The sequence below is a fragment of the Staphylococcus sp. 11-B-312 genome (assembly GCF_016743055.1).
In the GTDB taxonomy this organism is placed as follows: Bacteria; Bacillota; Bacilli; order Staphylococcales; family Staphylococcaceae; genus Staphylococcus; species Staphylococcus ureilyticus.
On record NZ_CP068241.1, the window covers coordinates 1,079,005 to 1,104,781 of the forward strand.

At 31.5% G+C, this 25,777-nt stretch carries 23 protein-coding genes, 8 tRNA genes and 1 riboswitch; of the genes, 23 read left to right on the forward strand and 8 right to left on the reverse strand.

All coding sequences use genetic code 11. The features are described from left to right. Nucleotide 1 precedes the first annotated feature (1 nt). Nucleotides 2-2,935, forward strand: coding sequence for an ATP-binding protein (locus JG554_RS05145; RefSeq protein ID WP_107360225.1), 2,934 nt, complete (start codon nucleotides 2-4; stop codon nucleotides 2,933-2,935). Beyond that, a complete protein-coding gene (yhaM, locus tag JG554_RS05150) occupies nucleotides 2,935-3,876 on the forward strand; it encodes a 3'-5' exoribonuclease YhaM (protein WP_046207623.1) in 942 nt (313 codons plus the stop codon). The genes JG554_RS05145 and yhaM overlap by 1 nt, the downstream gene beginning before the upstream one ends. Nucleotides 3,877-4,329: 453 nt before the next feature. On the opposite strand, the gene prsA is transcribed toward yhaM, so the two are convergent. The 4 genes from prsA to JG554_RS05170 all read right to left on the reverse strand — a co-directional run bounded on the left by prsA (nucleotide 4,330) and on the right by JG554_RS05170 (nucleotide 7,329). Beyond that, a complete protein-coding gene (gene prsA, locus JG554_RS05155) occupies nucleotides 4,330-5,322 on the reverse strand; it encodes a peptidylprolyl isomerase PrsA (RefSeq protein WP_046207622.1) in 993 nt (330 codons plus the stop codon). A gap of 146 nt (nucleotides 5,323-5,468) precedes the next feature. Further along, entirely contained in the window at nucleotides 5,469-6,035 is a 567-nt protein-coding gene (locus JG554_RS05160; protein WP_046207621.1) for a DUF3267 domain-containing protein, read from the reverse strand. Between the two features lie 419 nt (nucleotides 6,036-6,454). Continuing rightward, the gene (locus JG554_RS05165; RefSeq protein ID WP_046207620.1) at nucleotides 6,455-6,826 is read right to left on the reverse strand and encodes a YtxH domain-containing protein; all 372 of its coding nucleotides are present in this window, start codon (nucleotides 6,824-6,826) and stop codon (nucleotides 6,455-6,457) included. A gap of 77 nt (nucleotides 6,827-6,903) precedes the next feature. Beyond that, nucleotides 6,904-7,329, reverse strand: a complete 426-nt coding sequence (locus tag JG554_RS05170; protein ID WP_203265381.1) for an HIT family protein — start codon at nucleotides 7,327-7,329, stop codon at nucleotides 6,904-6,906. A 127-nt stretch (nucleotides 7,330-7,456) separates the two neighbouring features. Between JG554_RS05170 and ecsA the strand changes: the two genes are divergently transcribed. Both ecsA and ecsB read left to right on the forward strand, forming a co-directional pair. After that, complete coding sequence (gene ecsA / locus JG554_RS05175) at nucleotides 7,457-8,194, forward strand: ABC transporter ATP-binding protein EcsA (protein WP_203265382.1); 738 nt, start codon at nucleotides 7,457-7,459, stop codon at nucleotides 8,192-8,194. Beyond that, the gene (ecsB, locus tag JG554_RS05180) at nucleotides 8,191-9,414 is read left to right on the forward strand and encodes an ABC transporter permease EcsB (RefSeq protein ID WP_107360226.1); all 1,224 of its coding nucleotides are present in this window, start codon (nucleotides 8,191-8,193) and stop codon (nucleotides 9,412-9,414) included. Before ecsA ends, ecsB begins: the two co-directional genes overlap by 4 nt. 53 nt (nucleotides 9,415-9,467) lie before the next feature. On the opposite strand, the gene JG554_RS05185 is transcribed toward ecsB, so the two are convergent. Continuing rightward, nucleotides 9,468-9,971: a hypothetical protein gene (locus tag JG554_RS05185; RefSeq protein ID WP_046207616.1), complete on the reverse strand. Its 504-nt coding sequence runs from the start codon at nucleotides 9,969-9,971 to the stop codon at nucleotides 9,468-9,470. Nucleotides 9,972-10,231: 260 nt separating this feature from the next. Between JG554_RS05185 and hemE the strand changes: the two genes are divergently transcribed. The 12 genes from hemE (at nucleotide 10,232) to JG554_RS05245 (ending at nucleotide 15,503) form a co-directional block, all read left to right on the forward strand. Further along, nucleotides 10,232-11,266: a uroporphyrinogen decarboxylase gene (gene hemE / locus JG554_RS05190; RefSeq protein ID WP_046207615.1), complete on the forward strand. Its 1,035-nt coding sequence runs from the start codon at nucleotides 10,232-10,234 to the stop codon at nucleotides 11,264-11,266. Between the two features lie 83 nt (nucleotides 11,267-11,349). Further along, nucleotides 11,350-12,273, forward strand: a complete 924-nt coding sequence (hemH, locus tag JG554_RS05195) for a ferrochelatase (protein WP_046207614.1) — start codon at nucleotides 11,350-11,352, stop codon at nucleotides 12,271-12,273. 17 nt (nucleotides 12,274-12,290) lie between these two features. Beyond that, nucleotides 12,291-13,685 (forward strand): protoporphyrinogen oxidase, encoded by a 1,395-nt coding sequence (hemY, locus tag JG554_RS05200; RefSeq protein WP_070039591.1) that lies wholly within the window; start codon nucleotides 12,291-12,293, stop codon nucleotides 13,683-13,685. Between the two features lie 143 nt (nucleotides 13,686-13,828). Then, nucleotides 13,829-14,386 (forward strand): alpha/beta hydrolase, encoded by a 558-nt coding sequence (locus JG554_RS05205; protein ID WP_046207612.1) that lies wholly within the window; start codon nucleotides 13,829-13,831, stop codon nucleotides 14,384-14,386. Between the two features lie 398 nt (nucleotides 14,387-14,784). Next, nucleotides 14,785-14,858: transfer RNA gene (locus tag JG554_RS05210), tRNA-Met, on the forward strand. An 11-nt stretch (nucleotides 14,859-14,869) separates the two neighbouring features. Then, nucleotides 14,870-14,945, forward strand: a tRNA-Asp gene (locus JG554_RS05215). A gap of 18 nt (nucleotides 14,946-14,963) precedes the next feature. Then, a tRNA-Phe gene (locus JG554_RS05220) sits at nucleotides 14,964-15,036 on the forward strand. Between the two features lie 11 nt (nucleotides 15,037-15,047). Next, nucleotides 15,048-15,123: transfer RNA gene (locus JG554_RS05225), tRNA-His, on the forward strand. Nucleotides 15,124-15,136: 13 nt separating this feature from the next. Beyond that, nucleotides 15,137-15,210 (forward strand) — tRNA-Gly (locus tag JG554_RS05230). 10 nt (nucleotides 15,211-15,220) lie between these two features. Next, a tRNA-Asn gene (locus JG554_RS05235) sits at nucleotides 15,221-15,295 on the forward strand. 1 nt (nucleotide 15,296) lies between these two features. After that, nucleotides 15,297-15,368 (forward strand) — tRNA-Glu (locus JG554_RS05240). Between the two features lie 46 nt (nucleotides 15,369-15,414). After that, nucleotides 15,415-15,503: transfer RNA gene (locus JG554_RS05245), tRNA-Ser, on the forward strand. A 263-nt stretch (nucleotides 15,504-15,766) separates the two neighbouring features. On the opposite strand, the gene JG554_RS05250 is transcribed toward JG554_RS05245, so the two are convergent. After that, nucleotides 15,767-15,937 (reverse strand): hypothetical protein, encoded by a 171-nt coding sequence (locus tag JG554_RS05250; protein ID WP_164987238.1) that lies wholly within the window; start codon nucleotides 15,935-15,937, stop codon nucleotides 15,767-15,769. 371 nt (nucleotides 15,938-16,308) lie between these two features. Between JG554_RS05250 and menE the strand changes: the two genes are divergently transcribed. Both menE and menC read left to right on the forward strand, forming a co-directional pair. Then, nucleotides 16,309-17,697, forward strand: coding sequence for an o-succinylbenzoate--CoA ligase (gene menE / locus JG554_RS05255; protein ID WP_064208799.1), 1,389 nt, complete (start codon nucleotides 16,309-16,311; stop codon nucleotides 17,695-17,697). 12 nt (nucleotides 17,698-17,709) lie between these two features. Beyond that, on the forward strand, nucleotides 17,710-18,714 hold the full coding sequence (menC, locus tag JG554_RS05260) for an o-succinylbenzoate synthase (protein ID WP_046207610.1): 1,005 nt from the start codon (nucleotides 17,710-17,712) through the stop codon (nucleotides 18,712-18,714). On the opposite strand, the gene yidD is transcribed toward menC, so the two are convergent. After that, entirely contained in the window at nucleotides 18,711-18,947 is a 237-nt protein-coding gene (gene yidD, locus JG554_RS05265; protein ID WP_064208800.1) for a membrane protein insertion efficiency factor YidD, read from the reverse strand. The genes menC and yidD overlap by 4 nt on opposite strands. A 61-nt stretch (nucleotides 18,948-19,008) precedes the next feature. On the opposite strand from yidD, the gene ytkD reads away from it, so the two are divergent. Then, complete coding sequence (ytkD, locus tag JG554_RS05270; protein WP_070039587.1) at nucleotides 19,009-19,518, forward strand: RNA deprotection pyrophosphohydrolase; 510 nt, start codon at nucleotides 19,009-19,011, stop codon at nucleotides 19,516-19,518. Continuing rightward, entirely contained in the window at nucleotides 19,475-20,278 is an 804-nt protein-coding gene (locus JG554_RS05275; protein ID WP_182478100.1) for an alpha/beta hydrolase family protein, read from the forward strand. Before ytkD ends, JG554_RS05275 begins: the two co-directional genes overlap by 44 nt. Before the next feature lie 26 nt (nucleotides 20,279-20,304). Here JG554_RS05275 and pckA read toward each other — a convergent pair whose 3' ends face one another. After that, on the reverse strand, nucleotides 20,305-21,894 hold the full coding sequence (gene pckA, locus JG554_RS05280; protein WP_070039584.1) for a phosphoenolpyruvate carboxykinase (ATP): 1,590 nt from the start codon (nucleotides 21,892-21,894) through the stop codon (nucleotides 20,305-20,307). Between the two features lie 156 nt (nucleotides 21,895-22,050). Next, a riboswitch (SAM riboswitch) is annotated at nucleotides 22,051-22,163 on the forward strand. Between the two features lie 111 nt (nucleotides 22,164-22,274). Between pckA and metK the strand changes: the two genes are divergently transcribed. The 3 genes from metK (at nucleotide 22,275) to JG554_RS05295 (ending at nucleotide 25,762) form a co-directional block, all read left to right on the forward strand. Beyond that, on the forward strand, nucleotides 22,275-23,471 hold the full coding sequence (gene metK, locus JG554_RS05285) for a methionine adenosyltransferase (protein ID WP_064208803.1): 1,197 nt from the start codon (nucleotides 22,275-22,277) through the stop codon (nucleotides 23,469-23,471). 95 nt (nucleotides 23,472-23,566) lie between these two features. Continuing rightward, entirely contained in the window at nucleotides 23,567-24,475 is a 909-nt protein-coding gene (locus tag JG554_RS05290) for a nuclease-related domain-containing protein (RefSeq protein WP_046207605.1), read from the forward strand. A gap of 450 nt (nucleotides 24,476-24,925) precedes the next feature. Further along, nucleotides 24,926-25,762, forward strand: a complete 837-nt coding sequence (locus tag JG554_RS05295) for an aldo/keto reductase (protein WP_070039582.1) — start codon at nucleotides 24,926-24,928, stop codon at nucleotides 25,760-25,762. Nucleotides 25,763-25,777 lie beyond the last annotated feature (15 nt).

Below are 25,777 nucleotides of genomic sequence, written 5' to 3' on the forward strand. Positions count from 1 at the left end.
AATGAAGATTAAATCATTAGATATATATGGTTATGGTAGATTCATTCAAAGATCCATTCAGTTTGATGAAAATTTTACAGAAATTTATGGGGAAAATGAGTCAGGTAAGTCTACGATACAGGCATTTATACATTCCATTCTTTTTGGGTTTCCAACTAAGAAAGAAAATGAACCACGACTAGAGCCACGTTTAGGCAATCAATACGGTGGAAAACTTACATTGATTCAAGATGATGGTTCTTTGATAGAAATTGAACGTATCAAAGGTGCAGCAACTGGAGACGTTAAAGTTTATCTACCGAATGGTGCCATTAAAGATGAAAGCTGGTTAAAGAAAGAACTTAATTTTATCTCAAAACGTACATATCAAGGTATATTTTCATTTGATGTCTTAGGCCTACAAAATATTCATAAAAATATGGATGAAAAACAATTACAAAACTATTTACTCCAGGCTGGTGCATTAGGATCAACAGAATTTACTAGCATGCGTGAGATTTTGAATGATAAAAAAGAAGCGCTATATAAGAAAAATGGCAGAAATCCAATTATTAACCAACAGCTTGAAGAGTTGAAGTCATTAGAGCGACAAATTCGAGAAGAAGAAGAAAAATTGTCATCTTACAAACGTTTAGTAGACGATAAAGATAAAGCAGATCGACGTTTAGAAAATTTGAAACAGAATTTAAACCAATTGTCTAAAATGCATGATCGTAAACAAAAGGAATTAGCTTTACATGAGCAAACACAAGAATGGAAAACATTGGAAACCCAATTAAATATAGAACCTGTCACATTTCCTGAACAAGGCATCGATCGCTATGAATCTGCAAAAATTCAAACACAAAATTTAAAAAGAGATATTGGCTTAAGAGAAGAACGATTAACGCATTTAAAAAGTGAAAATGAAAAAATCAATGTACCTAAGCAATCTGATATTGATGCTTTTAACCATATACAACAACAAGAAAATGAAATTAAACAAAAAGAATACGAATTAAAATCAGTTAAAAAAGAAATTCAAGATAAAGAACGTGAAAAATCAGGCTTGAAGTCTAATATCGGATGGCAAGATGTATACCATGAAGCCGACAGTTCAGAGGCAATGAAGAGTCATGTAAGCGATCAAATTAAAAATAAGCAAGAACAGACTGCTATTATTCAACAATTAGAACGCAATATTGAAGAAAATAAAATTGATAAAGAAACAAATCAAACTGAGATGGATGCATTAGAAAAAGATATTGTGTCTGATGAAAACTATGAAAAGAAAAAACAATATAACAATCGTGTATTCGAACTACAAGAGAAAAATAATTTATATCAAAAAATGAAAGAAGCTTTTGATAAAGAACAACAAGAAAATGAACGTAAACAAAATATTTTTCGATTTGCATTCGTTATATTAGCAGTTGTTGGTGTTGGATTAACTATCTTTTCATTTATTTCAGCTAATTTGGTCTTCGGTATTGTATTTGCATTACTATCTCTTGTATTTATCGTGGGTATCTTCTTAGTTAAATCGAAAGAGATAGGACATAGTGAAACATTTTCTAATGAAATTGAAGATTTGCAACACCAAATTAATGATTTAGAAGCCAATTATAATTTGGACTTTGATTTAGATGATCAAAATAGAATTCGCGAGCAATTCCATAATGCTATTAAAACGAAAGAGGCATTAGATAAAAAAGCAAATTATTTATCTTCCAATTTAGAATCTGCACAACAACAATACTCAAAGTCAGAGAATGAGATCAACCAAATTAAAGATGAATTACATTTATCTGATAAAATTTCAGACGAACTCATTATTGATAGTATTGCGACGATGAATAAAATTAAGGATTATGACAATCATACTGTTGAATTGAACGAGCAAAAAATTGAGTTACAACAGGCATTAGATACATTTTATGAACATGCAAAAGCAGTAACCCAAAATCAATTTACTTCTTTCAACACATTATCTTTATTTCATGACGTAAATCAATGGTTAAAAGAAGAAACAACTAATTTAGATAAATGGAATAGGAATCAAGAACAAATCACATTAATAGAAAGTGAATTATCACAGCTTAAACATCGCTTACATGAGAATAATAATGTGATATCACAGTTATTTAACTTTGTAAGTGCAAATGATGAAGAATCGTATTATCATCAGCATGCTCAATATCAGGCTTATCATCAACAATTAAACCGCTTTAATGATTTAACGAAATATCTAGAAAACCAAAATTATAATTACGAAGCTAGTTCTATGCTGAGTCAAAAAACATATGCTCAACTATCTGAAGAAGATGAAGTGTTAGAAAGACAAGTTGATCATTATAATGATCAATATTTAGAAATGCAGTCAGAAGTCAGTGATTTAAAAGCTAAAATCACGGATATGGAAACAGACAAAACGTTAGCGGATTTACGTCATAAGTTCCATATTTTGAAAAATAGAGTGAATGATGAAGCAAAAGATTGGGCAAGTCTTAGTTACTTACAATCTTTAGTGGAAGGACATATTAAACAAATTAAAGATAAGCGTTTACCACAAGTGATAAATGAAGCAACAGAAATCTTTGCACATTTAACAAATGGAAATTATGTACAAGTAACTTATGCGAATGAAGATTTAATGGTAAAACAAGTGAATGGTCAAATGTACGAACCAATTGAATTAAGCCAGTCTACTAAAGAAATACTATATATCGCATTGCGATTAAGCTTAATTAAAACATTAAAACCTTACTATCCATTCCCTGTAATTATTGATGATGCATTTGTACATTTTGATAAACATAGAAAAGAAACGATGATGAATTATCTAAGACAAATGCCTAATGATTATCAAATTTTATACTTTACATGTGTCAAAGATACAAGTGTGCCTTCAAAACAAATTATTACTTTGAATAAACCTGAGGAAGGCGGTAAATAATGAGAAATGTAGAAAAATTAAATCCTGGAGATTCAGTTGATCACTATTTCTTGATTCATAAAGCGACACAAGGCGTAACTGCTCAAGGAAAAGACTATATGACGATATATCTTCAAGATAAAAGTGGGGACATCGAAGCTAAATTATGGACTGCTACTAAGGAAGATATGCGTGTTTTAGAACCAGAAAAAATCGTACACGTTATTGGTGATGTTATTAATTATCGTGGTCGTAAACAGATGAAAATTAATAAAATTAAATTAGCTTCAGATGAAGCAGATTTAAACATACATGATTTCGTAGACGGCGCGCCACTCACACCAGAAGAAATCAAAGAAGAAGTCTCTCATTATATGTTAGAGATTGAAAATGCAAATTTACAACGCATTACAAGACATTTATTGCGTAAATATCAAACAGAATTTTTTACATTTCCTGCAGCAAGTACACATCATCATAATTTTTCAAGTGGGTTAAGTTATCATGTATTAACAATGTTACGGGTCGCAAAATCTATTTGTGATATATATCCACTTTTAAACCGCAGTTTATTATATAGTTCTATTATTTTACATGACCTAGGTAAAGTTAAAGAATTAAGTGGTCCTGTTGCAACAACATATACGGTTGAAGGTAATTTGCTGGGCCACATCTCTATTGCCAGTGATGAAGTAGCAGATGCTGCACGAGAATTAAATATAGAAGGTGAAGAGGTATTATTACTGCGTCACATGATTTTAGCACATCATGGAAAAATGGAATTTGGCTCTCCGAAACTACCACATATGAAAGAGGCAGAAATTTTGTTTTTCATCGATAACATTGATGCAAAAATGAATATGTTTGAAAAAGCATATAAGAAAACGCCAAAAGGTCAATTTACTGAACGTATTTTTGGGCTTGAGGGTAGACAATTTTACAATCCAACATCTTTAGATTAAGCGATACGGAAAATATACGCTTAAAAAAATAAAATTGAAACATTTTGAAAGTAAAGGACTAATCCAAATTTTGATATGCTCCCTTCAAAGTTTACATTTTTAAGTGTCTACTTTGAAGGGAGCAGTTCATTAGCGTGGATTAGTCTTTTTTATATGTAAAATCATTCGTTTCTGACCGTGATTATTTACAATTAATATGTCGTATTAGAAGGTAAGAAGTAGGGGGTGAGATAATCGTTTTTTATTCATGAGCATCGTATGATTTGATATAAGTAGATTGAATATGTGTTTATCCTGTGTTATATATCAGCGCAAGAGATAAAATACAATCGTCTCGAAAAATATGTGTACAAGCATAATTAATAAGTAAATATAAGTTAGTTTCATTCATAAAAAAACAAGGCAAATGCCCTAGAATGTAGCATTTGCCTTGTTTATTTATGAATTATGATTCTATTGTCCAGAGGTCATACCAGCTCCACCTTGTTGCATCGCTTGCTGTTGTTGCTGTTGTTGTTGTTGCTGTTTAATTTTATCAGGGTCTAGAATAGAATCTTCAATAGCTTTTTTAATATCTCTATCTTTATAATCTACTTTGTATTCATCTAACAGTTCTTTATAAGCGTCTGTTAGTAATTTAGGACTTTTTTGTACTTTTTGTTGGATTAATTGCGATTTTAGCTTACCTTTTTCTTTATCAAAGTCATTTTCTTTATCTGCTTTAATAATATGGTAACCATAATCTGTTTTAACTACTTTTGAAACGTCGCCTTCTTTAAGTTTGAAGAGCGCCTTTTCAAAATCTTTTTCCATTTGTCCTTTGATAACATATCCTAAGCTACCATCTTTTTTAGCCGAAGATTTATCCATTGATTCTTTTTTGGCAATTTCTCCAAATTTGTCAGGATTTTCTGATACTTGTTTTTGGATTTTTTCTGCTTTTGCTTTTGCATCTTTATCTGATAAACCTTCTTTGTCATCTTTATTCTCTTTAACTTTAATTAAAATATGCGAACCTTTTTTAGTAGATTCTTTAATTTCTTTATCAGAAATATTCACTTTATCGTTCAGTAGTGCCTTTTGATATGATTGTAATTTTTTTTGCTCTTTATAGTCACTAAGCGACATTTTTTGTTGTTTTAACATACTTTCAAATTGATCTTTGCCACCGTATTGTTTTTGTTCTTTTTCAACTTCTTTATCAATATCTTTCGTGTCTATTTTATCTTTATACTTATCTGCTAACAATTTATTTAATAATATAGAAAAAGATGTGTTTGCAACTTGCTCATCACCCATTTTATCCATTACATCTTCAACTTTAACATCGCCAGCTTTTGATGAAATAATTGTATCTTCTTTAGAATCTGTAGCGCTATTACCACAAGCACCTAATAATAATGCACTAGCAGTAACAGGAATTATAACTTTTTTAAATGTTTTCATGATTGGGAACTCCTTTTGTAAGAATAACAACGTAAATATAACATATAAAGTCGTTTTCACCAATTAGAAACCTAATATATACGACTATAGTTGTAACCATTTTATATAAAAAAGAGCGAATAAAAAAAGCAAACATTGCTGTTTGCTTAATCAAGTTCATGATTCGTATAAGGTGATACTTTGTTTAAAATATTAATACCAGTTTGATGTTCTTCAACATAAGTACCTTCATTTGAAAATAATATGATCTTTAAATAAAGAAAATCCATAACCGAATAACCTAAATTCAAAGCAATTAAAAACATTAAATAATGACCATATTGAGGGATGATAGTACTTATAAATGTGCAAACAATCGTTATAAATAAAGCTGGTGTGATTAAATCAAAACAAAAATAATATTTATTAACAGGTGTATTAACATACACATTATAAAAAGGCACAGACTTATGTTTTACTAATTTATATTTTTTAAATGACTTACGATAGGGATAGAAAAACAATAAGTGGATTAATTTATGTAAAGGGTACAAAAGCACTACTAAAATTAAAAATATTAAAAAGTGGTCGTCTGTTAATTTGGTATTTGAAAAGAAGTATAAAAGTTCGTATGCAATTAAAAATGTGATAATTGTAGTAACAAAACTAAGGAAAGCAATTCTAGGTATGCCAAAACGAGCGTTAATATCTATTTGACGTGTACATAAATACATTACGCAATCATACTCCTTTTTAAAATTTATTGAATATACTTTCGTATTATCTAACGTATTCTTACAGTCGTCAAGTTTAACTTTAAGTTAATTTTAGAGTTTGAAAAGTTCTCAAAACACTATAATGTAAGGATATTATAGTTTTTAATCAAAGAAAGATGAGTGTACTATATATTTTTAATTCAGCATCATTTTAAAGACATAGATGTTTTTATTGTATTAATCAAAACCACCCGTATAACGGGTGGTTTGTTCTTCGGCTATAAGCCTTTGTTACTGACCAGCCCTGATAAGGGCTCTGAGAAGATCAGCCATATGTACTACTTTCCCAGCAACCCTTAAAAGGGTTTTTTTATCCAAAGAAAAGAGTTATAACTCAGGTTTTCAAGTGAGTTATAACTCTTAGTTAATTGAGTTAATTATTTGTCTTTTTCAAATGCTTTTGAAATTTCTTCGCCACGATTTTGTAAATTTTCAATATGGGATTGCAAATTTTCAATATTAGGATCGATATCAGATTTAAAATCACCAATCATCGTTTTCACTTCATCACCAATAGTACTGCCAATTTCAGTACTTTCTGATTTGATTTGTGAAATGTAATTTACAATATCATTGACGTTTTGCTTTATAGTGTTGATTTCTTTATCAAATTCAGATTCAGCACCCGTAGGTCTGCGCGCTTCTGTCTCAAATTGGTTTGAATTTTTCTTATCACGATTCATTAATGCAACACCAATTCCAGTTGCAACACCAGCACCAAGACCTAGTAATAATTGAGCTGTTTTCATAAAAATTCTCCTCATTTCTAAAATTTCTGAGTCATTAATATTTTTAATATACCCTATATCATATCAGGTAAGCATAATTAATTAAATTGTGCTGCAATTTCTTGTGCAATTTTTTTCTTTTGTTCATCGCCTATGCTTTCTTCATGTGTTTCCCATTTATAACCAAAACCATCTACTTCATTTTCATATCTTGGTAACAGATGAAAATGTAAATGGAAGACAGATTGATCGGCAAATTCACCATTATTTTGTATAATATTTAGACCATCAGGGTTAAATGCTTTTTTGATTGCGTTTGCTACTTTAGGTAAAGCAACGCCTATATGTTTCATTGTTTCACTATCCGTTTCAAAGATATTTGCAGAAACTTTTTTAGGAACTAATAAAGTATGACCTTTGGTCACTTGAGAGATGTCTAAAAATGCATAAACATATTCATCTTCATATACCTTATAATTAGGAATTTCACCATTAATTATTTTACTAAAGATTGTTTCAGACATAAATTTTCACTCCTTGTCAGATGTTTAGTAACTATTATAGCATTACTGATTAAATTCCGTCATTTTTTGAAGTAACTTTATGAACAATGTTTGATTTTTGATACAATACTATTTGTGGAGGTGCCTTATGACAGTAAAAGTAGAGCATTTAACAGGCGGTTATGGCAAAAGACCTGTGATAAAAGATATAAATTTTGAATTAAAAAAAGGAGAAATTGTTGGACTGATAGGTTTGAATGGTGTTGGGAAGAGTACCACTATTAAACATATGTTAGGCTTATTAACGCCGATGGAAGGGCAGTTAACAATTTCAGATATTGATATCAAACAAGATGTAGAAGCTTATAGACGTAAGTTGTCATATATTCCGGAAGCACCAGTCATATATGATGAATTAACGTTGCAAGAACATATTAATATGACAGCAATGGCGTATAATATAGATAAAATGGAAGCGATGAAAAGGGCAAATCCATTATTAAAAACATTTAGGTTAGAAAATGAATTAGATATATTTCCGAGTCATTTTTCTAAAGGTATGAAACAAAAAGTGATGATTATTTGTGCATTCATTGTAGATCCAGAATTATATATCATTGACGAGCCATTTTTAGGATTAGATCCTTTAGGTATACAATCTATGCTTGATTTAATGGTCGAGAAAAAAGAAGAGAACAGAACTGTATTGATGAGTACACATATTTTGGCAACGGCCGAAAAATACTGTGACAGATTTTTAATAATGGACAAAGGTCAAATCGTAGCATTCGGTAATATAGATGAATTAAGAGAACAAACAGGGCTAAGTGGTAAAACTTTAGATGAAATCTATATACATGTTACTCAAGGTGGCCAGAACTCATGAGACAGCAAGCTAAACAATTATTTGATTTAAGGAAACAAGCAATCAAAAAAGAGAAAAGTTATTATAATAAATTTATATTTAATGGTCATTTTTCTGTATTTCTTGTAATTTTATTAGGTGCATTTATTTTAGGTTATGGAGATTGGTTGAAATCAATGCCTAAACATATTAATTATGCGTTAATTGCTAGTATAATCACAGCCATTACTTCCATGTTCCCAATTAGGACTTTATTGAAAGATGCAGATAAATTATTTCTCTTGCCATTTGAAAAACATATGTTTGAATATATGAAAAAAAGTTTGATGTATAGTTATGTTACTAGATTACCTATACAAATATTATTGATTATTATATTATTTCCATTATTTTATGTGCTTAATAACAAAACGTTTGGATTTTATATTATCTTTGCTGGACTAGCAATTATATTTCCGCTCTTAGGTTTATTATTAAAATGGCAGTGGTATAAATTTCGTCTTGAACGTTGGTCTTTATTTAGCATTTTGTTTGTGATATTTACATCTGGTTATTATGTAGCCTTAGATCCTAAAAATATCTCAAGTATTTTTTCAGTTATTATACTTGTTGCTCTGACTCTGTTAATAAGATATTTAAACAAAGACTATTTGTTCCCATGGGAGCATATGATTAATACAGAACAACAACATCATATGAATTATTATAAATTTGTAAATATGTTTACGGATGTAAAACAATTAGAAGAGAAAGCAGTAAGGAGAAGTTATTTAGATCCGTTATTGTGGAAACCGAAACCTAAAAAATTTAATGAAAACTATATGTATCTTTATTTATTTATTAGAAGTTTTGCTAGAGGTAAAGACGCATTTAATATTATATTACGCTTGATTATTATAGCTTTAGTTATGATGATATGGTTACATCAAGTCATCGTAGTTTTATTAATTGGTAGTCTATTTATGTATATTATATTGTTACAAATGGCTCAATTTTATACACAACAAGCATATGGTCTATGGCCTCAAGTTTGGCCTGTATCTGATAGTAAGGTCATTAAAGGATATGAACAATTTTTAAATAGATTAATGTGTATTATAGGCGTGATTTTTATCGTTACTTTTGCTATTGTTTTTCCACAATATAGTTTCTTTGGATTGATATTCTTTCTTGTAGGATGGTTGACGATTAGAAATATAACTAAAAAATTGAAATATCAAGAAAGTTTGCTAACAGATTAAAAAATCGCTACTCAGGTTTTAGCTTAGAGCTAAATTTGAGTAGCGATTTTTAATTAGTAATCGTCAATTGGGAATAAATATCTTTCGAAGTAACTTGAATGTTGACCACTAGAACCAAAGAATTGACTTAGTGCTAGTTTATCAAAGTTTTCTTGGAAAACGGCAGACGCTTTGAAATCTTCGTAATCTGTACGACTATTAAAGCCAAAATAAATTTTATATGTTAACCCTTGATTTGGTTTTAAAAAGCGATAACTTCTATAACCTGCAAATTGTTTGAAATCAGTAGTGACATTTTCTAATTTCTTTTCTAATTGATATGCATGATCCTCTGATGTTGGTATAAAAATAACAGAATAGAAGTAATTTTCATCTAAATTCCCTTCAGACTTAATGATGTCATAAGCCAGCGGGTGTTTTAAAACCGTTTCACCTTCTGTTTCTTCTATAATAACTGAAGAATCGGAAGCTGAAAATTGTAGTAGATGATGTGTCGGATTATTCAGTCTAATTTGATTTAAATAACCAAATGTACCGTAAGATGCGTAAATTTTCATAAGTTTTCCCCCTTGAATTGTTTAAGAAACATTGCATAACTATTATAATTTACTATATATACTTCTAATATTTCAAATAAATGTAAAATAGACTTTAACAGTATTATAATTGATTTCTGTTAGAAAACAATAGTCAAATAATTAAGAATAACAAAGTGACACACTTTGTCTTTTTTATGACATTTCTATTGATTGAATACGGGAAATTAGTGGATATGGTAATATTAATAAGAATGATTATAATGTAGGAGGATTACAAGGTGCATAATAAAAATAATACAATCCTAGATATGATTAAGGGCAAAGAAGTTAAACACACACCTGTGTGGTTTATGCGTCAAGCTGGTAGATCACAGCCTGAATATAGAAAATTGAAAGAGCAATACTCTTTATTTGAAATAACACACCAGCCAGAATTATGTGCATACGTAACACATTTACCAGTAGATAATTATAATACGGACGCTGCGGTTTTATATAAAGATATCATGACCCCATTGCAACCGATAGGGGTGGACGTAGAAATTAAGTCCGGGATAGGACCAGTAATTCATAATACGATTAAAAATATACAAGATGTTGAAAAATTAGGGAATATTGATCCGAAACGAGATGTTCCATATGTATTAGACACGATTAAATTATTAACTGAAGAAAAATTGAAGGTGCCATTGATTGGTTTTACTGGCGCTCCTTTTACCTTAGCAAGCTATATGATTGAAGGTGGGCCTTCTAAGAATTATAATTTTACAAAGGCAATGATGTATAGTGACGAAGCAACTTGGTTTGCGCTTATGGATCATTTAGTCGATATGTCTATTACTTATACGACAGCTCAAATAGAAGCTGGTGCAGAAATCATACAAGTATTTGATTCTTGGGTTGGTGCATTAAACGTTCAAGATTACAGATATTATATAAAACCAGCAATGAAAAAGTTAATTAATGGAATTAAGGCGAAATACGATGTACCTGTGATTTTATTTGGTGTGGGTGCAAGTCATTTAGTACATGAATGGAATGATTTACCAATAGATGTATTAGGTCTAGATTGGAGACTGTCTATTAAAGAAGCTAATGATTTAAATATTACTAAAACATTACAAGGGAATTTAGATCCATCTTTACTATTAGCACCTTGGGAAGTTATAGAAGCGCGATTAAAACCTATTTTAGATGAGGGCTTAGCACATGGTAAACATATATTTAATTTAGGACATGGTGTTTTTCCACAAGTTAAACCCGAAACTTTAAAAAGAATTACTACGTTTGTTCACGAATATACTCAAAGATAGTTAGACATACAAAAGGTGAACAAGATTTACATTTAATTATGTCATCTACATCTTAAAAATTTAAATAAAAGGATGATTTTAAAATGGCAAAAACAGTAGGCTTACTAGTAATGGCTTATGGTACACCTTATAAAGAAAGTGACATAGAAGCTTATTACACAGATATTAGACATGGGAAAAAACCTACAGAAGCAGAATTGCAAGACTTAAAAGATAGATATAAATTTATTGGCGGTTTATCACCACTTGCGGGAACTACGAATCGACAAGCTGAGGCATTATGTTCAGAGTTGAATAATCAATATACTGATGTTGAGTTCAAGTTGTACATTGGTTTGAAGCACATCCATCCGTTTATTGAAGATGCTGTAAAGGCAATGAATAAAGAAGGTATAGATGAAGCTGTTACTGTGGTACTAGCACCACATTATTCAAGCTTTTCAGTGGGTTCCTATAATAAGCGTGCACAAGAAGAAGCGGACAAATATGGTATTACGTTAAACCATGTTGAACATTATTACCAACAACCAAAATTCATCCAATACTGGACTGAAAAGGTAAATGAAACTTTAGAGCAAATACCAAAAGAAGAACATGATGAAACAGTCTTAGTAGTATCAGCACACAGTTTACCTAAAGGACTTATAGAAAAAAATAATGACCCATATCCGAATGAATTGCATGATACTGCTGAATTATTAAAAGCTAAATCAAACATTACTCACGTTGCTGAAGGGTGGCAATCAGAAGGTAATACTGGGACACCTTGGTTAGGCCCTGACGTTCAAGATTTAACTAGAAACTTATTCGAAAAATATAATTATAAAAACTTTATTTATACGCCTGTAGGCTTTGTATGTGAACATTTGGAAGTATTATATGATAATGATTATGAATGCAAAATAATTTGTGATGAGTTAGGCGTTAATTACTTCCGTCCAGCAATGCCTAATACAGATTCACTATTTATTGGTGCAATCGTAGATGAAATTAAAAATGTTTATTAAAGGAAGCGTGAATCACATTGACTAAGAGTATCGCAATTATTGGGGCAGGCATCACAGGCTTATCCAGTGCATATTTTATCAAATCAAAAAGACCTGACATCGATGTCACAATTTATGAATCTTCTAATAGAGTAGGCGGGAAAATACAAACATATCGTAATGAGGGCTATACCATTGAATTAGGTCCAGAATCTTATTTAGGACGAAAACAAATTATGACAGATATAGCCAAAGATATAGGGCTTGAAGATCAACTCATTACTAATAAAACTGGGCAATCGTATATATATGCTAAAAATAAACTCTATCCGATTCCAGGCGGTTCTATTTTAGGAATACCGACCGACATCAAACCATTTCTCAAAACAAAATTAATTTCTCCATTGGGTAAGTTAAGAGCTGGAATGGATTTGTTTAAAAAAACTATAGATATGGATAACGATATGTCGGTTGGTGAATTTTTTAGAACGCGGTTAGGTGACGAAGTGCTAGAAAATCTAATAGAACCATTAATGGGTGGTATTTATGGCACAAATATTGACGAGCTTAGTTTAATGAGTACTTTCCCTGAGTTTAAAGAAAGAGAAGAACAATTTGGTAGCCTTATTAAAGGAATGCGATATGAGAAGGCGCAAAGAATAAAACAACGTGAACTTTATCCAGGTGCACCTAAGGGACAATTTAAACAGTTTAGACATGGATTGAGTTCGTTTATAGAATGTTTAAGAGACGATTTGGTAGCAAAAGGTGTTAATATTAAATATCAAACGGCTGTTAAAGATATTACAGCGTCACAGAAAAAATATGAAATTAAAACAGTCAATGAGAAGCGCATCTATGATAGTGTCTTAGTTACAACGCCACATCAAAATTTCTTACAATGGTTTGGTAATGATCCTGCTTTTGATTATTTTAAAAACATGGATTCTACAACAGTAGCAACAGTCGTACTTGCATTTGACGAAGCAAATATCATCAACAATTATGATGGCACAGGATTCGTTATTGCTCGTACAAGCGATACGAATATCACGGCTTGTACTTGGACAAGTAAGAAATGGCCATTTACAACACCTAAAGGTAAAGTGTTAATTAGAGCTTATGTTGGTAAACCAGGTGATACGGTAGTTGACGATCATACAGATGAAGAACTCGTGAAAATCGTGAAAAATGATTTGAGTAAAATGATGACCTTTAAAGGTTCGCCTGATTTTAGTATTGTAAATCGTTTACCTAAAAGTATGCCTCAATATCAAGTAGGACATATTGAACAAATTAAATTGATACAATCGCATATAAGACATAATTATCCTAGACTACGTATTACTGGTGCGTCATTTGAGGCTGTTGGGTTACCTGATTGCATAAAGCAAGGAAAAGAAGCGGTTGAAGAGATTTTAGATGAAATCTAAATAAATAATAAAAAAGTCATTTTCTACTTTGTTAATTTTTAATTATTGTAGAATTGGCTTTTTTTTACTAAGTTGAAACTTACAATACTGGTGAAATATATGAGATACTTTAAAAGTAATATTTGTAAATGGGGGATTGATTTATGACAGATATAGTAATAGTACATTCAAAATTAGGTGATTCAACGAATCATTGGTATGAATGGTTAGCAAATAATCTTACATTAGAAGGTTACGTAGTTACACTTTTTAACATTCCGAAAGAACAAAATAGTGATATACGTAAATGGCTCAATGTTATGAATGAACAGATCCATATACGTAAACAGGATACCTATTTTGTAACTCATGGTTTTGGTACAATTGCTTCACTTGAATTTATTCAAAATAAAAACATAAACAATATTGAAGGTTTATTCAGTATCTCAGGTTTCAAAGAGGATGCACAAGAGATTGATGAGTCGTTGAAATTAGATGATAAAATCATTAACTATGATAAAGTTAAAGAAAAAGTGAATGAATTTTATGGTTTGTGTGCAAAAGACGATAAACATGTTTCTTACAAAGAAACAAAGCGTTTAATGGATGAATTGAATGGCAAATGTAAAATTACTGATTTTGGAGGACACTTCATGGAAGATGATGGTTTCACGACATTTACAAATTTACAAAGTAAAATGATGGGTATCATGAGTAAATAGATTGAATAAACCTACGACGGTCTATAATTATACAGCACAATACGGGGAAATAAGTTTTATATTTCAATTATAAAATGAACAGTCTTTATAGCTTACTTATATTTTAAGTAAATATGGGTAAGCTATAAAAATAAACAAATATGTGTCATTTCTTAACTAAAATTATAATATTATAGTTATATTCCTTTTTTACACAAAATACTTTAATGAAAGCATTGACGAAAGCTACAAAAGTTAATATACTAAATAAGTATTCAGAAATGAGGGAGTTTAACCACTCATTATGACATTTAATTTTTAATTATAAATTAATTATTTGTAAATTAATTTTAAAATAATGTTGATTTTGTAATGACATTATGGTATATTTAATAGGTAGGCGTCATTAATAATATTAACGCGGGATGGAGCAGTTCGGTAGCTCGTCGGGCTCATAACCCGAAGGTCGGTGGTTCGAATCCGCCTCCCGCAATTACATAGTTTGGTCTCGTAGTGTAGCGGTTAACACGCCTGCCTGTCACGCAGGAGATCGCGGGTTCGATTCCCGTCGAGACCGCCATTATTGATTTACCATTAAGGTTCAGTAGCTCAGTTGGTAGAGCAATGGATTGAAGCTCCATGTGTCGGCAGTTCGACTCTGTCCTGAACCATTTTATTTTTGGCGGTTGTGGCGAAGTGGTTAACGCATCGGATTGTGGTTCCGACATTCGTGGGTTCGATTCCCATCAACCGCCCCATAATCGTTATCAAGCGGGTGTAGTTTAATGGCAAAACCTCAGCCTTCCAAGCTGATGTTGTGGGTTCGATTCCCATCACCCGCTCCATTCAAATTAATCCACAGTAGCTCAGTGGTAGAGCTATCGGCTGTTAACCGATCGGTCGTAGGTTCGAGTCCTACCTGTGGAGCCATGGCCCCGTGGTCAAGCGGTTAAGACACCGCCCTTTCACGGCGGTAACACGGGTTCGAGTCCCGTCGGGGTCATACAAACAGAAGTGAAATATCGCTTCTGTTTTTTTAATTCTATATTGGAGAGTTGTCCGAGTTGGCCGAAGGAGCACGCCTGGAAAGTGTGTAGGCGCCACAAGCGTCTCGAGGGTTCGAATCCCTCACTCTCCGTTAATTCTATAAAACCCGTTATACATCGTTATTTAAAACGTTGATATAACGGGTTTTATATTTATCGATAACTTTGTTGGATACTATAGATGAATTTTGATGTTTTCTAAGTTATTGTAATACAATAACTTAGGGAACAAACTGCGTCTTAATTTCTAATATTTGGTATTGTGATTAAGGGATTATGAGCCATCTTAGGACATCGTTCTATTTATTATAAGTGTAACGATCTTTCGTTATTTGATGATTGCGTTAAACAAATATTATTGTTTGTCAATTTTAATTGCAATATCTTCTAATTTATCTCTTATTTCTTTTAGAGTATGGCTTTCTGAAAAAGTGAAATGGAACGGAGTATTTTTGTTAGTTTTTGCATATATCGTTATGAGGTCGTAGTACAAGCCTTGCTCAATTTCGTATTTAATAAATTTCATTTTATTGTGATCTCCTTCATCATATATATATAAATAAAAACGTTTATCTTTCTTCTTATCTAATATGGTGTAAGTAAACGGAGAGTGAGGGATTCGAACCTCTGATGCCTTAATAATCTATTATGATAATGAAGAGTCCTTCTACAGATCATGTTTTTTTATGTGTTTATAATTAGTTGAAACGAAGTCATTTTTATTATCATATCACCAAAATTCATCGCATACAACTTAAATTTTGACTATTTTACAAAAGAAATGTAAACAAATAGTATAAATATGAATTTATGGTAATAGTAACTAATAAAATGCACCAACACTGTTAAATCAAAGTAAAAACGTTATAATAGTCTTTGAGATGGAGGAATGACAGATTGGAATTTTGGTTGAAAACGCAAGCAAAACAAAATGGAAATAAAGTATTTATTGATGATGGTCTTAATAAAATCACGTTTGCTTCAATGTATTACGAAGCAAGCCGTTTAGCTTATCAAATAAAACAGTTGAAGAAAAAGCGTATAGGAATATATATAGAAAATCATATTGAATCTATTACTTTGATTAATGCGTTGTGGCTAGCAGGTGTTGAAATCGTGATGTTAAACACGCGTTTAACCAAAGAAGAAATACAAAACCAGTTGCATTCTATTGAAACTGATACAGTAATTACTACTACCAATTTAACGTTACAAGATATAGTCATAATTGATTTTGATGTATTGAAACGTGAAGTTTCTAATAATACTTATGAAGCTATATTCAATATGGATCAAATTGCTTCTATTATGTTTACTTCTGGAACAACAGGACCACAAAAAGCTGTTCCTCAAACATTTGGCAACCATTATGCAAGTGCACTGGGTTGTAAACAAAGTCTAGGGTTTAATCAAGACACAAAATGGTTATCTGTATTGCCTATTTATCATATTTCTGGATTAAGTGTCATAATAAGAGCGCTGATTCAAGGTTTTACAGTACGTATTGCAGCGAAGTTTAATTCACATAGGATGCTTGAAATAATAGAAAAAGAATTACCAACGCATGTATCATTGGTTCCTCAAACTTTAAAATGGTTAATGGATGAAGGGTTGACTCAACCGTATAATATTCAAAAGATATTATTAGGCGGGGCTAAGCTTTCTAGTACATTGATTGAAAAAGCTTTGAAATTAGGATTGCCGATTTACAATTCATTCGGAATGACTGAAACATGTTCCCAATTTTTAACAGCATCGCCAAGTATGTTAGCTGAGCGCTATGATACCGTCGGAAAACCAAGTGAAAATGTTTTTGTGAAAATAAAAGAACCGAATAACCTAGGACATGGAGAACTACTTATCAAAGGTGACAATGTTATGAATGGATACCTATATCCTGAAGATTTAATAGATACGTTTGAAAATGGTTATTTTAAAACGGGAGACATTGCTGAAATAGATGACGATGGATATGTAATGATTTATGACAGACGTAAAGATTTGATCATTAGCGGTGGCGAAAATATATATCCATATCAATTAGAATCTGTAGCAAAACTACACGAATCAATTACTGATGCAATGTGTATCGGAGAGCATGACAGCACGTGGGGGGAAGTACCTTATTTATATTATGTTTCAAAAACAAAATTATCCAATGAAACATTAATCGAACATTTTAAATCACATATAGCGAAATATAAAATCCCAAAATATTTTAAACAAGTAACAGAATTACCTTATACATCAACTGGTAAACTACAACGAAAACATTTAAAAAATTAGGCGTGAAAATTTATGAAATTGAGCGAAATGAAACTTTATATTTGTAATAATGATTTTAAACATTCAATTATTACTCCTAAGGTAAAATTGGACAAGCGTAAAGCACTTATTATTGAATTTATTACGGATAAGCAGAAACATTATTTTGGAGAGTGTAACGCTTTTGAAACAGACTGGTATGATGATGAAACGATAGAAGTAGTTTATGACCAAACAATAAAGTGGTTTGAATCTTTTAAGAATATTGAGTTTGAATCCTTTTCGGAAGTTCAAAACGCGCTTCAATGTTTGGAAAAATATCCAGCTACACGAAGTATGATTGTGATGGCCTGTTATCAAATTTTTTTCCAATTAGAGACGTTTAATGTGCCTTATGGTGCCACGGTTAGCGGCCTAACGGATAAACAAATTAAGGACTTAAAAGTCACACAACCACAACGCATAAAAATAAAATGGTCGGAAACGATTTTAGAAGATGTTAAGCGATTGCAGAGATTGCTATTTAAACCTCAAATTGTCATTGATGCCAATGAATCTGTTAGAGATAACGAAGTTGAGAAAATCATGTTACTTTCAAGCAGTGAAATTCTTTATTTAGAAGAGCCTTTTAAAGATATAGAAAAAGTAAATCATTTTAAAGATACGGAATTACCACCTATAGCTATTGATGAGAAAGCAGTATCTTTGAAAACAATTTTATATTATATTGAAAATTATAAAATCGATGTTGTCATATTAAAACCATTTAGACTCGGTGGTATTGATAAAGTCATGGAAATCATTGAAATATTAGAACAAAAAGATGTGAAATTTGTCATTGGCGGTATGTATGAATATGGTTTAAGTCGTTATTTTACTGCTTTATTAGCAAGATATACAACTTATCCAAGTGATATTACACCACAAGGTTATTATTTTGAAAATGATATTGTAGCACATTCAGGCATATTAAAAAGAGGTTCAATTTATTTTGAACCTCCTTTAGTAAACAAAGATAATTTAATGCAGATTGATTAATGTTTATGCTTTTTATCTTTTTTTAAAGGTACTGGATCAAATCCACCTTTGTGGAGTGGATGACATTTTGAAATACGTTTAACACCTAACCAAGTACCTTTAAAGGGGCCAAAAACTTCTATTGCTTCTCTAGTATATTCAGAACAAGTTGGGTAAAAGCGACATGTAGCTGGTGTCATAGGAGAAATGAAATGTTGATATATATAGATAAGTCCTAGAAAGATTTTTTTCATAAAATTTTGCCTCCAACAATTTACATCGCATTGATAGTTTAACATATATAAAGGGAGATTGATGTTTGTGAAGTTTAAAGATAAAGAAAATGATGATGTTTTTTTATCGTTTAAAGATGAAAATGATATACCAGATGCAGACCATGTCTTAGTTATTCCAATATATCAAGGACAATTGCTTTTTACCAAACATAAAATAAGAGGTATAGAATTTCCTGGTGGCAAAAGAGAAGCAGGGGAATCAAGTGTACAAGCGTGTGATAGGGAATTGTTTGAAGAAACAGGAGCGCTTATTAATTTTAAAGATAGACATTATATTGCTCAATATTGTGTTAATCGTCAAAATGGCACACCTTTTACAAAAGATGTTTTCATGGTTAAAGTAGATCGATTACAAATGAAAAATGATTATTTAGAAACTGATGGGCCATTAATTTTCAATAGTATCTCAGATATTTCAGAAGCATATAAAAGTTATTTATTGAAAGATGCTGCAATTTTAAAATGTTTAGAGAGAGTGATCGAGCTTGGATTTTATTCACAGAAAAAGAATGCCGATAGAAGTACCTGACCATATTTTTGATGAAGTCACTTATGAAGTGGATGAGATTAATGTTAGAGGTTTATTAATGCAACCACATAAAAGTGTAAAAAGAATAGTTATATATTTGAGAGGTGGTAAAGGACAAGTTGGTAAAGTAAGAGCAGGACGTTTAATGCAATTTTCAGATGCTCAAACACTTGTATTTGGACCTTATTATAGAGGTAACAATGGTAGTGAAGGTAAAGATGAATTTTATGGTAGGGATTTAAATGATGTAACCGTGGCTGTTCGAATATTAAATGCAATGTACCCTGATGCATATATTCATATGATAGGATTTTCCAGAGGTGGATTACAAGGTCTGCTTACATTTCAAGATTTACCAGTTACAAGTTTTATTATTTGGGGTGGTGTGTCTGATATTCACCTCATGTATGAAGAAAGAATTGATTTAAGAGGTATGTTGAGAAGGATGATTGGACATCCAAAGAAACAAGCAACAGCATATAAGCAAAGGGATGCGATTGCTAATATACACGCCGACAGTCCACCTATACTTATTGTACATGGTGGTAAAGATAAACAAGTTGGGATCCACCAAGCCTATTATTTGGAAACACAATTGAAACATATTGGCTCGACTTATCAAACATTTTATCAAATGGATGAAGATCATGTACCAAGGCCATTTGCAATGAAAACAGCGTTATATACAGTTAAACAATGGATGGATAAAGTAGAAAAAAATAAAAAAATTACTAATAAAGCACATGGGCCACAATTATAATGTAGTCCATGTGCTTTATTAAGTATTTATTTAAAGCCACCATTTTGTGCTAAATCTGAAACTTCATCACCAAATTTTTCGAAATTATGTTTAAATCTGTCGATTAAATCTTGAGCTTGTTCTCTATATGCCTCTGGCTTACTCCAAGCATTTATTGGATTTAGTAGTGTTTGAGGTACGTCTTCAACTTCCACTGGTATATTTAGTCCAAACATATCATCTTGAATATATTCTGTATCTCTTAGTTGTCCAGTGATTGCTTGATTAACCATTTGTCTCGTATAACTTAAACTAATACGGCGTCCTGTACCATATTTACCACCAGTCCAACCGGTATTCACTAAATAAACATCCACATCATGTTTATCAATTAAGTCGCCTAGTAAATCTGCATAAACTTTAGCATGTAAAGGTAAGAAAGGTGAGCCGAAACATGTTGAGAAAGATGGTTCTGGTTCAGTGATACCTCTTTCTGTTCCTGCAAGTTTAGCTGTGAATCCACTTAAAAAGTGATACATCGCTTGATCTTTGCTAAGTTTTGAGATAGGAGGTAAAACGCCAAAAGCATCAGCAGTAAGGAAAATAATCGTATTTGGATGTGCTGCTTTGGAAGGTGTAACGATATTTTCTATATGGTTGATTGGATAAGCGGCTCTTGTATTTTCAGTGTAATAGTTGTCATCAAAGTCGATATCGCCTTCTTCATCTACAACAACATTTTCTAAAATTGTACCGTATTTAATTGCTTCATATATTTGAGGTTCTTTTTTGTAAGAAAGGTTGATTGCTTTTGCGTAACATCCACCTTCGATATTAAAGATACCATTTTCATTCCAACCGTGTTCATCATCACCGATTAATTTTCGAGTTGAATCTGCTGAAAGTGTTGTTTTTCCTGTACCAGAAAGTCCAAAGAATAGAGCTACATCACCTTTTTCACCAACGTTTGCGGAGCAGTGCATACTCATTATATTATCTTTAGGCAGTAAGTAGTTCATTACGGAGAAAATACCTTTTTTCATCTCACCAGCGTATTCAGTACCGCCGATTAAAATGACCTTATGTTTAAATGAAGTAATAATAAATGTTTCTGAATTTGTACCATCTATATTTGGATCAGCTTTAAAATAGGGTGCTGATACAATCGTAAAGTCAGATTTGATTTCTTCTGCTTCTTCTTTTGTTTCAGGACGAATAAACATATTTTGTGCGAAGAGATTATGCCAAGCCAATTCGTTGACAACAGTTAGCTTGAGTTGTGAATCTTTATCGCTACCTGCATAGCCTTTAAATACATATAATTCATCTTTTTCATTTAGATAATTTAATACTTTATCATATAATTTTAAAAATGTGTCTTCTTCAATAGGTTGATTGATATTTCCCCAATCAATATCATCTCTGTATGATGGTTCATTAACAATAAACTTATCTTTCGGTGAACGACCAGTGTATTTACCTGTTTTAGCGTTAATTGCACCTAGTTCGGTTAGTTCTCCTTCATTATTATTAAGAATTTTCTTATACAACTGTGTTGTAGATTGTTGAAATAATGAAGACTTCTTGTCCAAAATGTTTTGAACTTTTTTTGTGTAAGTGTATGTATCTACCGCCATACTATATCCCTCCAACGCTATTAAATTAATGTAAGCCTTTACAATTACAGAGTATAACACATATGATTGATTAGTCCACACCATTTTTAAAGTAATTTAAATAAATATCAAATTGACATTAGTGCTTAGTTTCGGTACTATAGTGATTAACGGATTCTCTTATCCTGAGTGGCGGAGGGACATGGACCCAATGAAGCCCAGCAACCTCTTCTTACAACGAAGAAAGGTGCCAAACCGTTTGCGGACAAATAGCGTCTGAACGATAAGAGCGAATGGACGTATAAGGGCCTTCTCTCTATTCATATAGTGAAGAAGGCTTTTTTTAATGAGCTCAATAAAAGAGAATTTTCGTAATCAAAGACAAAGGAGCAAGTTAATTTATGACTTATAATAGAAGATTATTTACTTCAGAATCGGTTACAGAAGGGCACCCAGATAAAATCGCTGACCAAGTGTCTGATGCAATTTTAGACGAAATATTGAAAGATGATCCTCATGCGCGGGTTGCTTGTGAAACTACCGTGACTACGGGTATGGCATTAATTTCAGGAGAAATTTCTACAGCTACATATGTAGATATCCCTAAAGTTGTAAGAGAAACAATTAAAAACATCGGGTATACACGTGCTAAATATGGTTACGATAGTCAAACGATGGCAATATTAACAGCTATTGACGAGCAATCGCCTGATATTGCACAAGGCGTCGATAATGCATTAGAATATCGTGATAATTTATCAGAAGAAGAAATTGAAGCAACTGGTGCAGGTGACCAAGGTTTAATGTTTGGTTATGCGACAAACGAAACGGATACTTATATGCCGTTACCAATATTTTTATCTCATCAATTAGCTAAGCGATTATCAGATGTGCGAAAAGATAGTATTTTAAAATACTTGCGCCCAGATGGAAAAGTTCAAGTAACGGTGGAATATGATGAACAAGATAAACCACATCGTATAGATACAATTGTCGTTTCAGCTCAACATGCGGAAGACATTACTTTAGAACAAATTCAAGCTGACATCAAAGAACATGTCATATACCCAACAGTACCGGAAGGATTAATTGACGATAATACAAGATTTTATATTAATCCAACTGGACGATTTGTAATTGGCGGGCCTCAGGGTGATGTTGGTTTAACTGGTCGTAAAATTATCGTAGATACATACGGTGGTTATGCACGTCATGGAGGAGGTTGCTTTAGCGGTAAAGATCCTACAAAAGTAGATCGTTCAGCTACTTATGCTGCGCGTTATGTAGCCAAAAATATTGTAGCAGCTGATTTAGCGGATAAATGTGAAGTTCAACTCGCATATGCCATTGGAGTGGCTGAACCAGTATCGATTGCAATAGATACTTTTGGAACAGGAAAAGTAAGTGAAACAGAACTAGTAGAAGCAGTTAGAACTCACTTTGATTTAAGACCAGCAGGCATTATTAAAATGTTAGATTTAAAACATCCAATATATAAACAAACGGCAGCGTATGGTCACTTTGGAAGAACAGATATACTGTTACCTTGGGAAAAATTAGATAAAGTAAATTTATTAAAAGATAGCGTAGAAATATAAGCGTGACGTAATTAATTTTTTAAACTTTACTATCGAATGATGAACTCATATCTATTATAATTAAGTTACTGAACACATAAAGGAGCGTTGTTGTTATGAATTCATTTGGCCCGATGGAAATTGGACTAATCGTGGCAATTGTCGTAGCAGTTATTTGTTTGATTTTATTTTTAGTTGCTTTGAAAAGTAAGAAAAAAGCACAGCAAACCATTGAGGAGCAATACAAAACAAGAGAACAAAAACTTAGCGATGAACATGATGAAGAGTTAGAAAAAGAAAGAATTGAAAATAAAAAACAAGTTACTAAACAAAAAGAGGACTATGAAGCTACAGTAAATGCAAAAGAGCAAGAAATAGATGCATTAAAACTTTTCTCTAAAAATAAAAGTGAGTATGTAACGGATATGAGATTAATTGGTATTCGTGAACGCTTAGTTAATGAAAAACGTATTCGTCCAGAAGATATGCATATCATGGCAAATATTTTCTTACCGAAAAATAACTTTAGTGATATACGCCGTATAAGTCATTTAGTACTCACACGTACTGGACTCTATCTCATAGATTCACAGTTGTTAAAAGGTCATGTATTTAATGGCATTAATGCTAACCAATTCAAAGAACAACCGATGATGGAGCAAGTGTTTGAAACGTTAAACCTTGACAAACAAACGGCACAAACCTTAGTTATGGACCAAAATGATGACAAAGATTCTTTATCATTTGTAAATTATACGAATTATTTAAATGAAATTGAAAAACTAGCTGGTGAATTACAAACAGAATTAAACTTGAAATTCACACCGACATCAATTCTTTATTTTAATCCTAAAGATGAAGGTGCTGTGACAATTTCAAATTATGCACAAAGTACTAATTCTAAAGTGCTAGTTGGACCAGAACAACTTGATGAATACTTTAATAAGTTTGTTTTTCATGGTCGTATCCAGTACAATGTTGAAGATTTACAACGTGTGATGGATGAAATTGAAACATTTAACTAATTAAGTATCAAGAATATAAATCTTGTTATAATAGCTCATAAATGAATTTTTTCAAAAATTTATTTATGGGCTTTTTTACTTGTATTTTATAAGTGTGAACTTACTTTTCTACGAGCAAACTTTAATATAAATTATCTGGTTTGATTTGCCTATCAAAATATATGTATCTAAATTGCTATTTATTAATGTTATTCTAATTCTATATAATACCAATATATGTATAGGTCATTAAACAATAGGATTAAAATAACTTAACAAATGTGTTTTTGGTTTAGGAAAAGAATCGAATTTTTTAGAAGGTTATGACTATAGCTATTTGTTAAAAGTCTATATCTAAGTATATAAGTAATTTATTTAGACAAATTATTTAAAATTTAGGCATTTTAATTTAATTGTTTGATAAATTTGATTATTATTATAGATAGTTTAATAGTAAAGGGGAGTTTAAATTTGGAATTTGTAACATTTTATAATGGTAATGAAATGCCAATCATAGGCTTAGGTACTTTCCGAGTTGAAAATAATGATCAATGTAAGGATGCAGTAAAACATGCAATTGAAAATGGGTATAGACATATTGATACTGCAATGATATATGATAATGAGGAAATGGTTGGACAAGGCATTGCAGAAGGATTAGCATCCACAGGATTAGATAGAAGTGATCTTTTTGTTACATCCAAATTATGGCTTGATGATTATGGTCGCAGCAATGTGGCGGAAGCTTATGAGACTAGTTTAAGTAAGCTAGGATTAGACTATTTAGATTTATATTTAATGCATTGGCCAGGCTTAGATGAAGCATTGATGATAGATACTTGGCAAGGTATGGAAGATTTGTATAAAAATGATAAAGTTAAGAATATTGGGGTTAGTAACTTTAATGCAGAACATTTAGAAGCATTACTTGCTCAAGTTTCAATTAAACCTGTAATTAACCAAGTTGAATTTCATCCTTATCTCACACAGTCAGAATTGAGAAGATATCTTGAAGTTCAAAATATACACGTAGAATCCTGGTCACCATTAATGAATGCACAAATTTTGGAAGATGCTACAGTTAAGTCAGTAGCATCAGAAATAAATAAAACACCAGCACAAGTTATAATCAGATGGAATATTGAACATGGAGTTGTAGTGATACCTAAATCTGTCACACCATCTAGAATTGAAGAAAATTTAAATGTATTTGATTTTGAATTAACTAAAGAACACATTGAACGTTTAGACAGTTTAAACGAAGATAAAAGAATTGGTCCTAATCCATCAGAGTATAGTGGACACTAATAGAGTAATTGCATT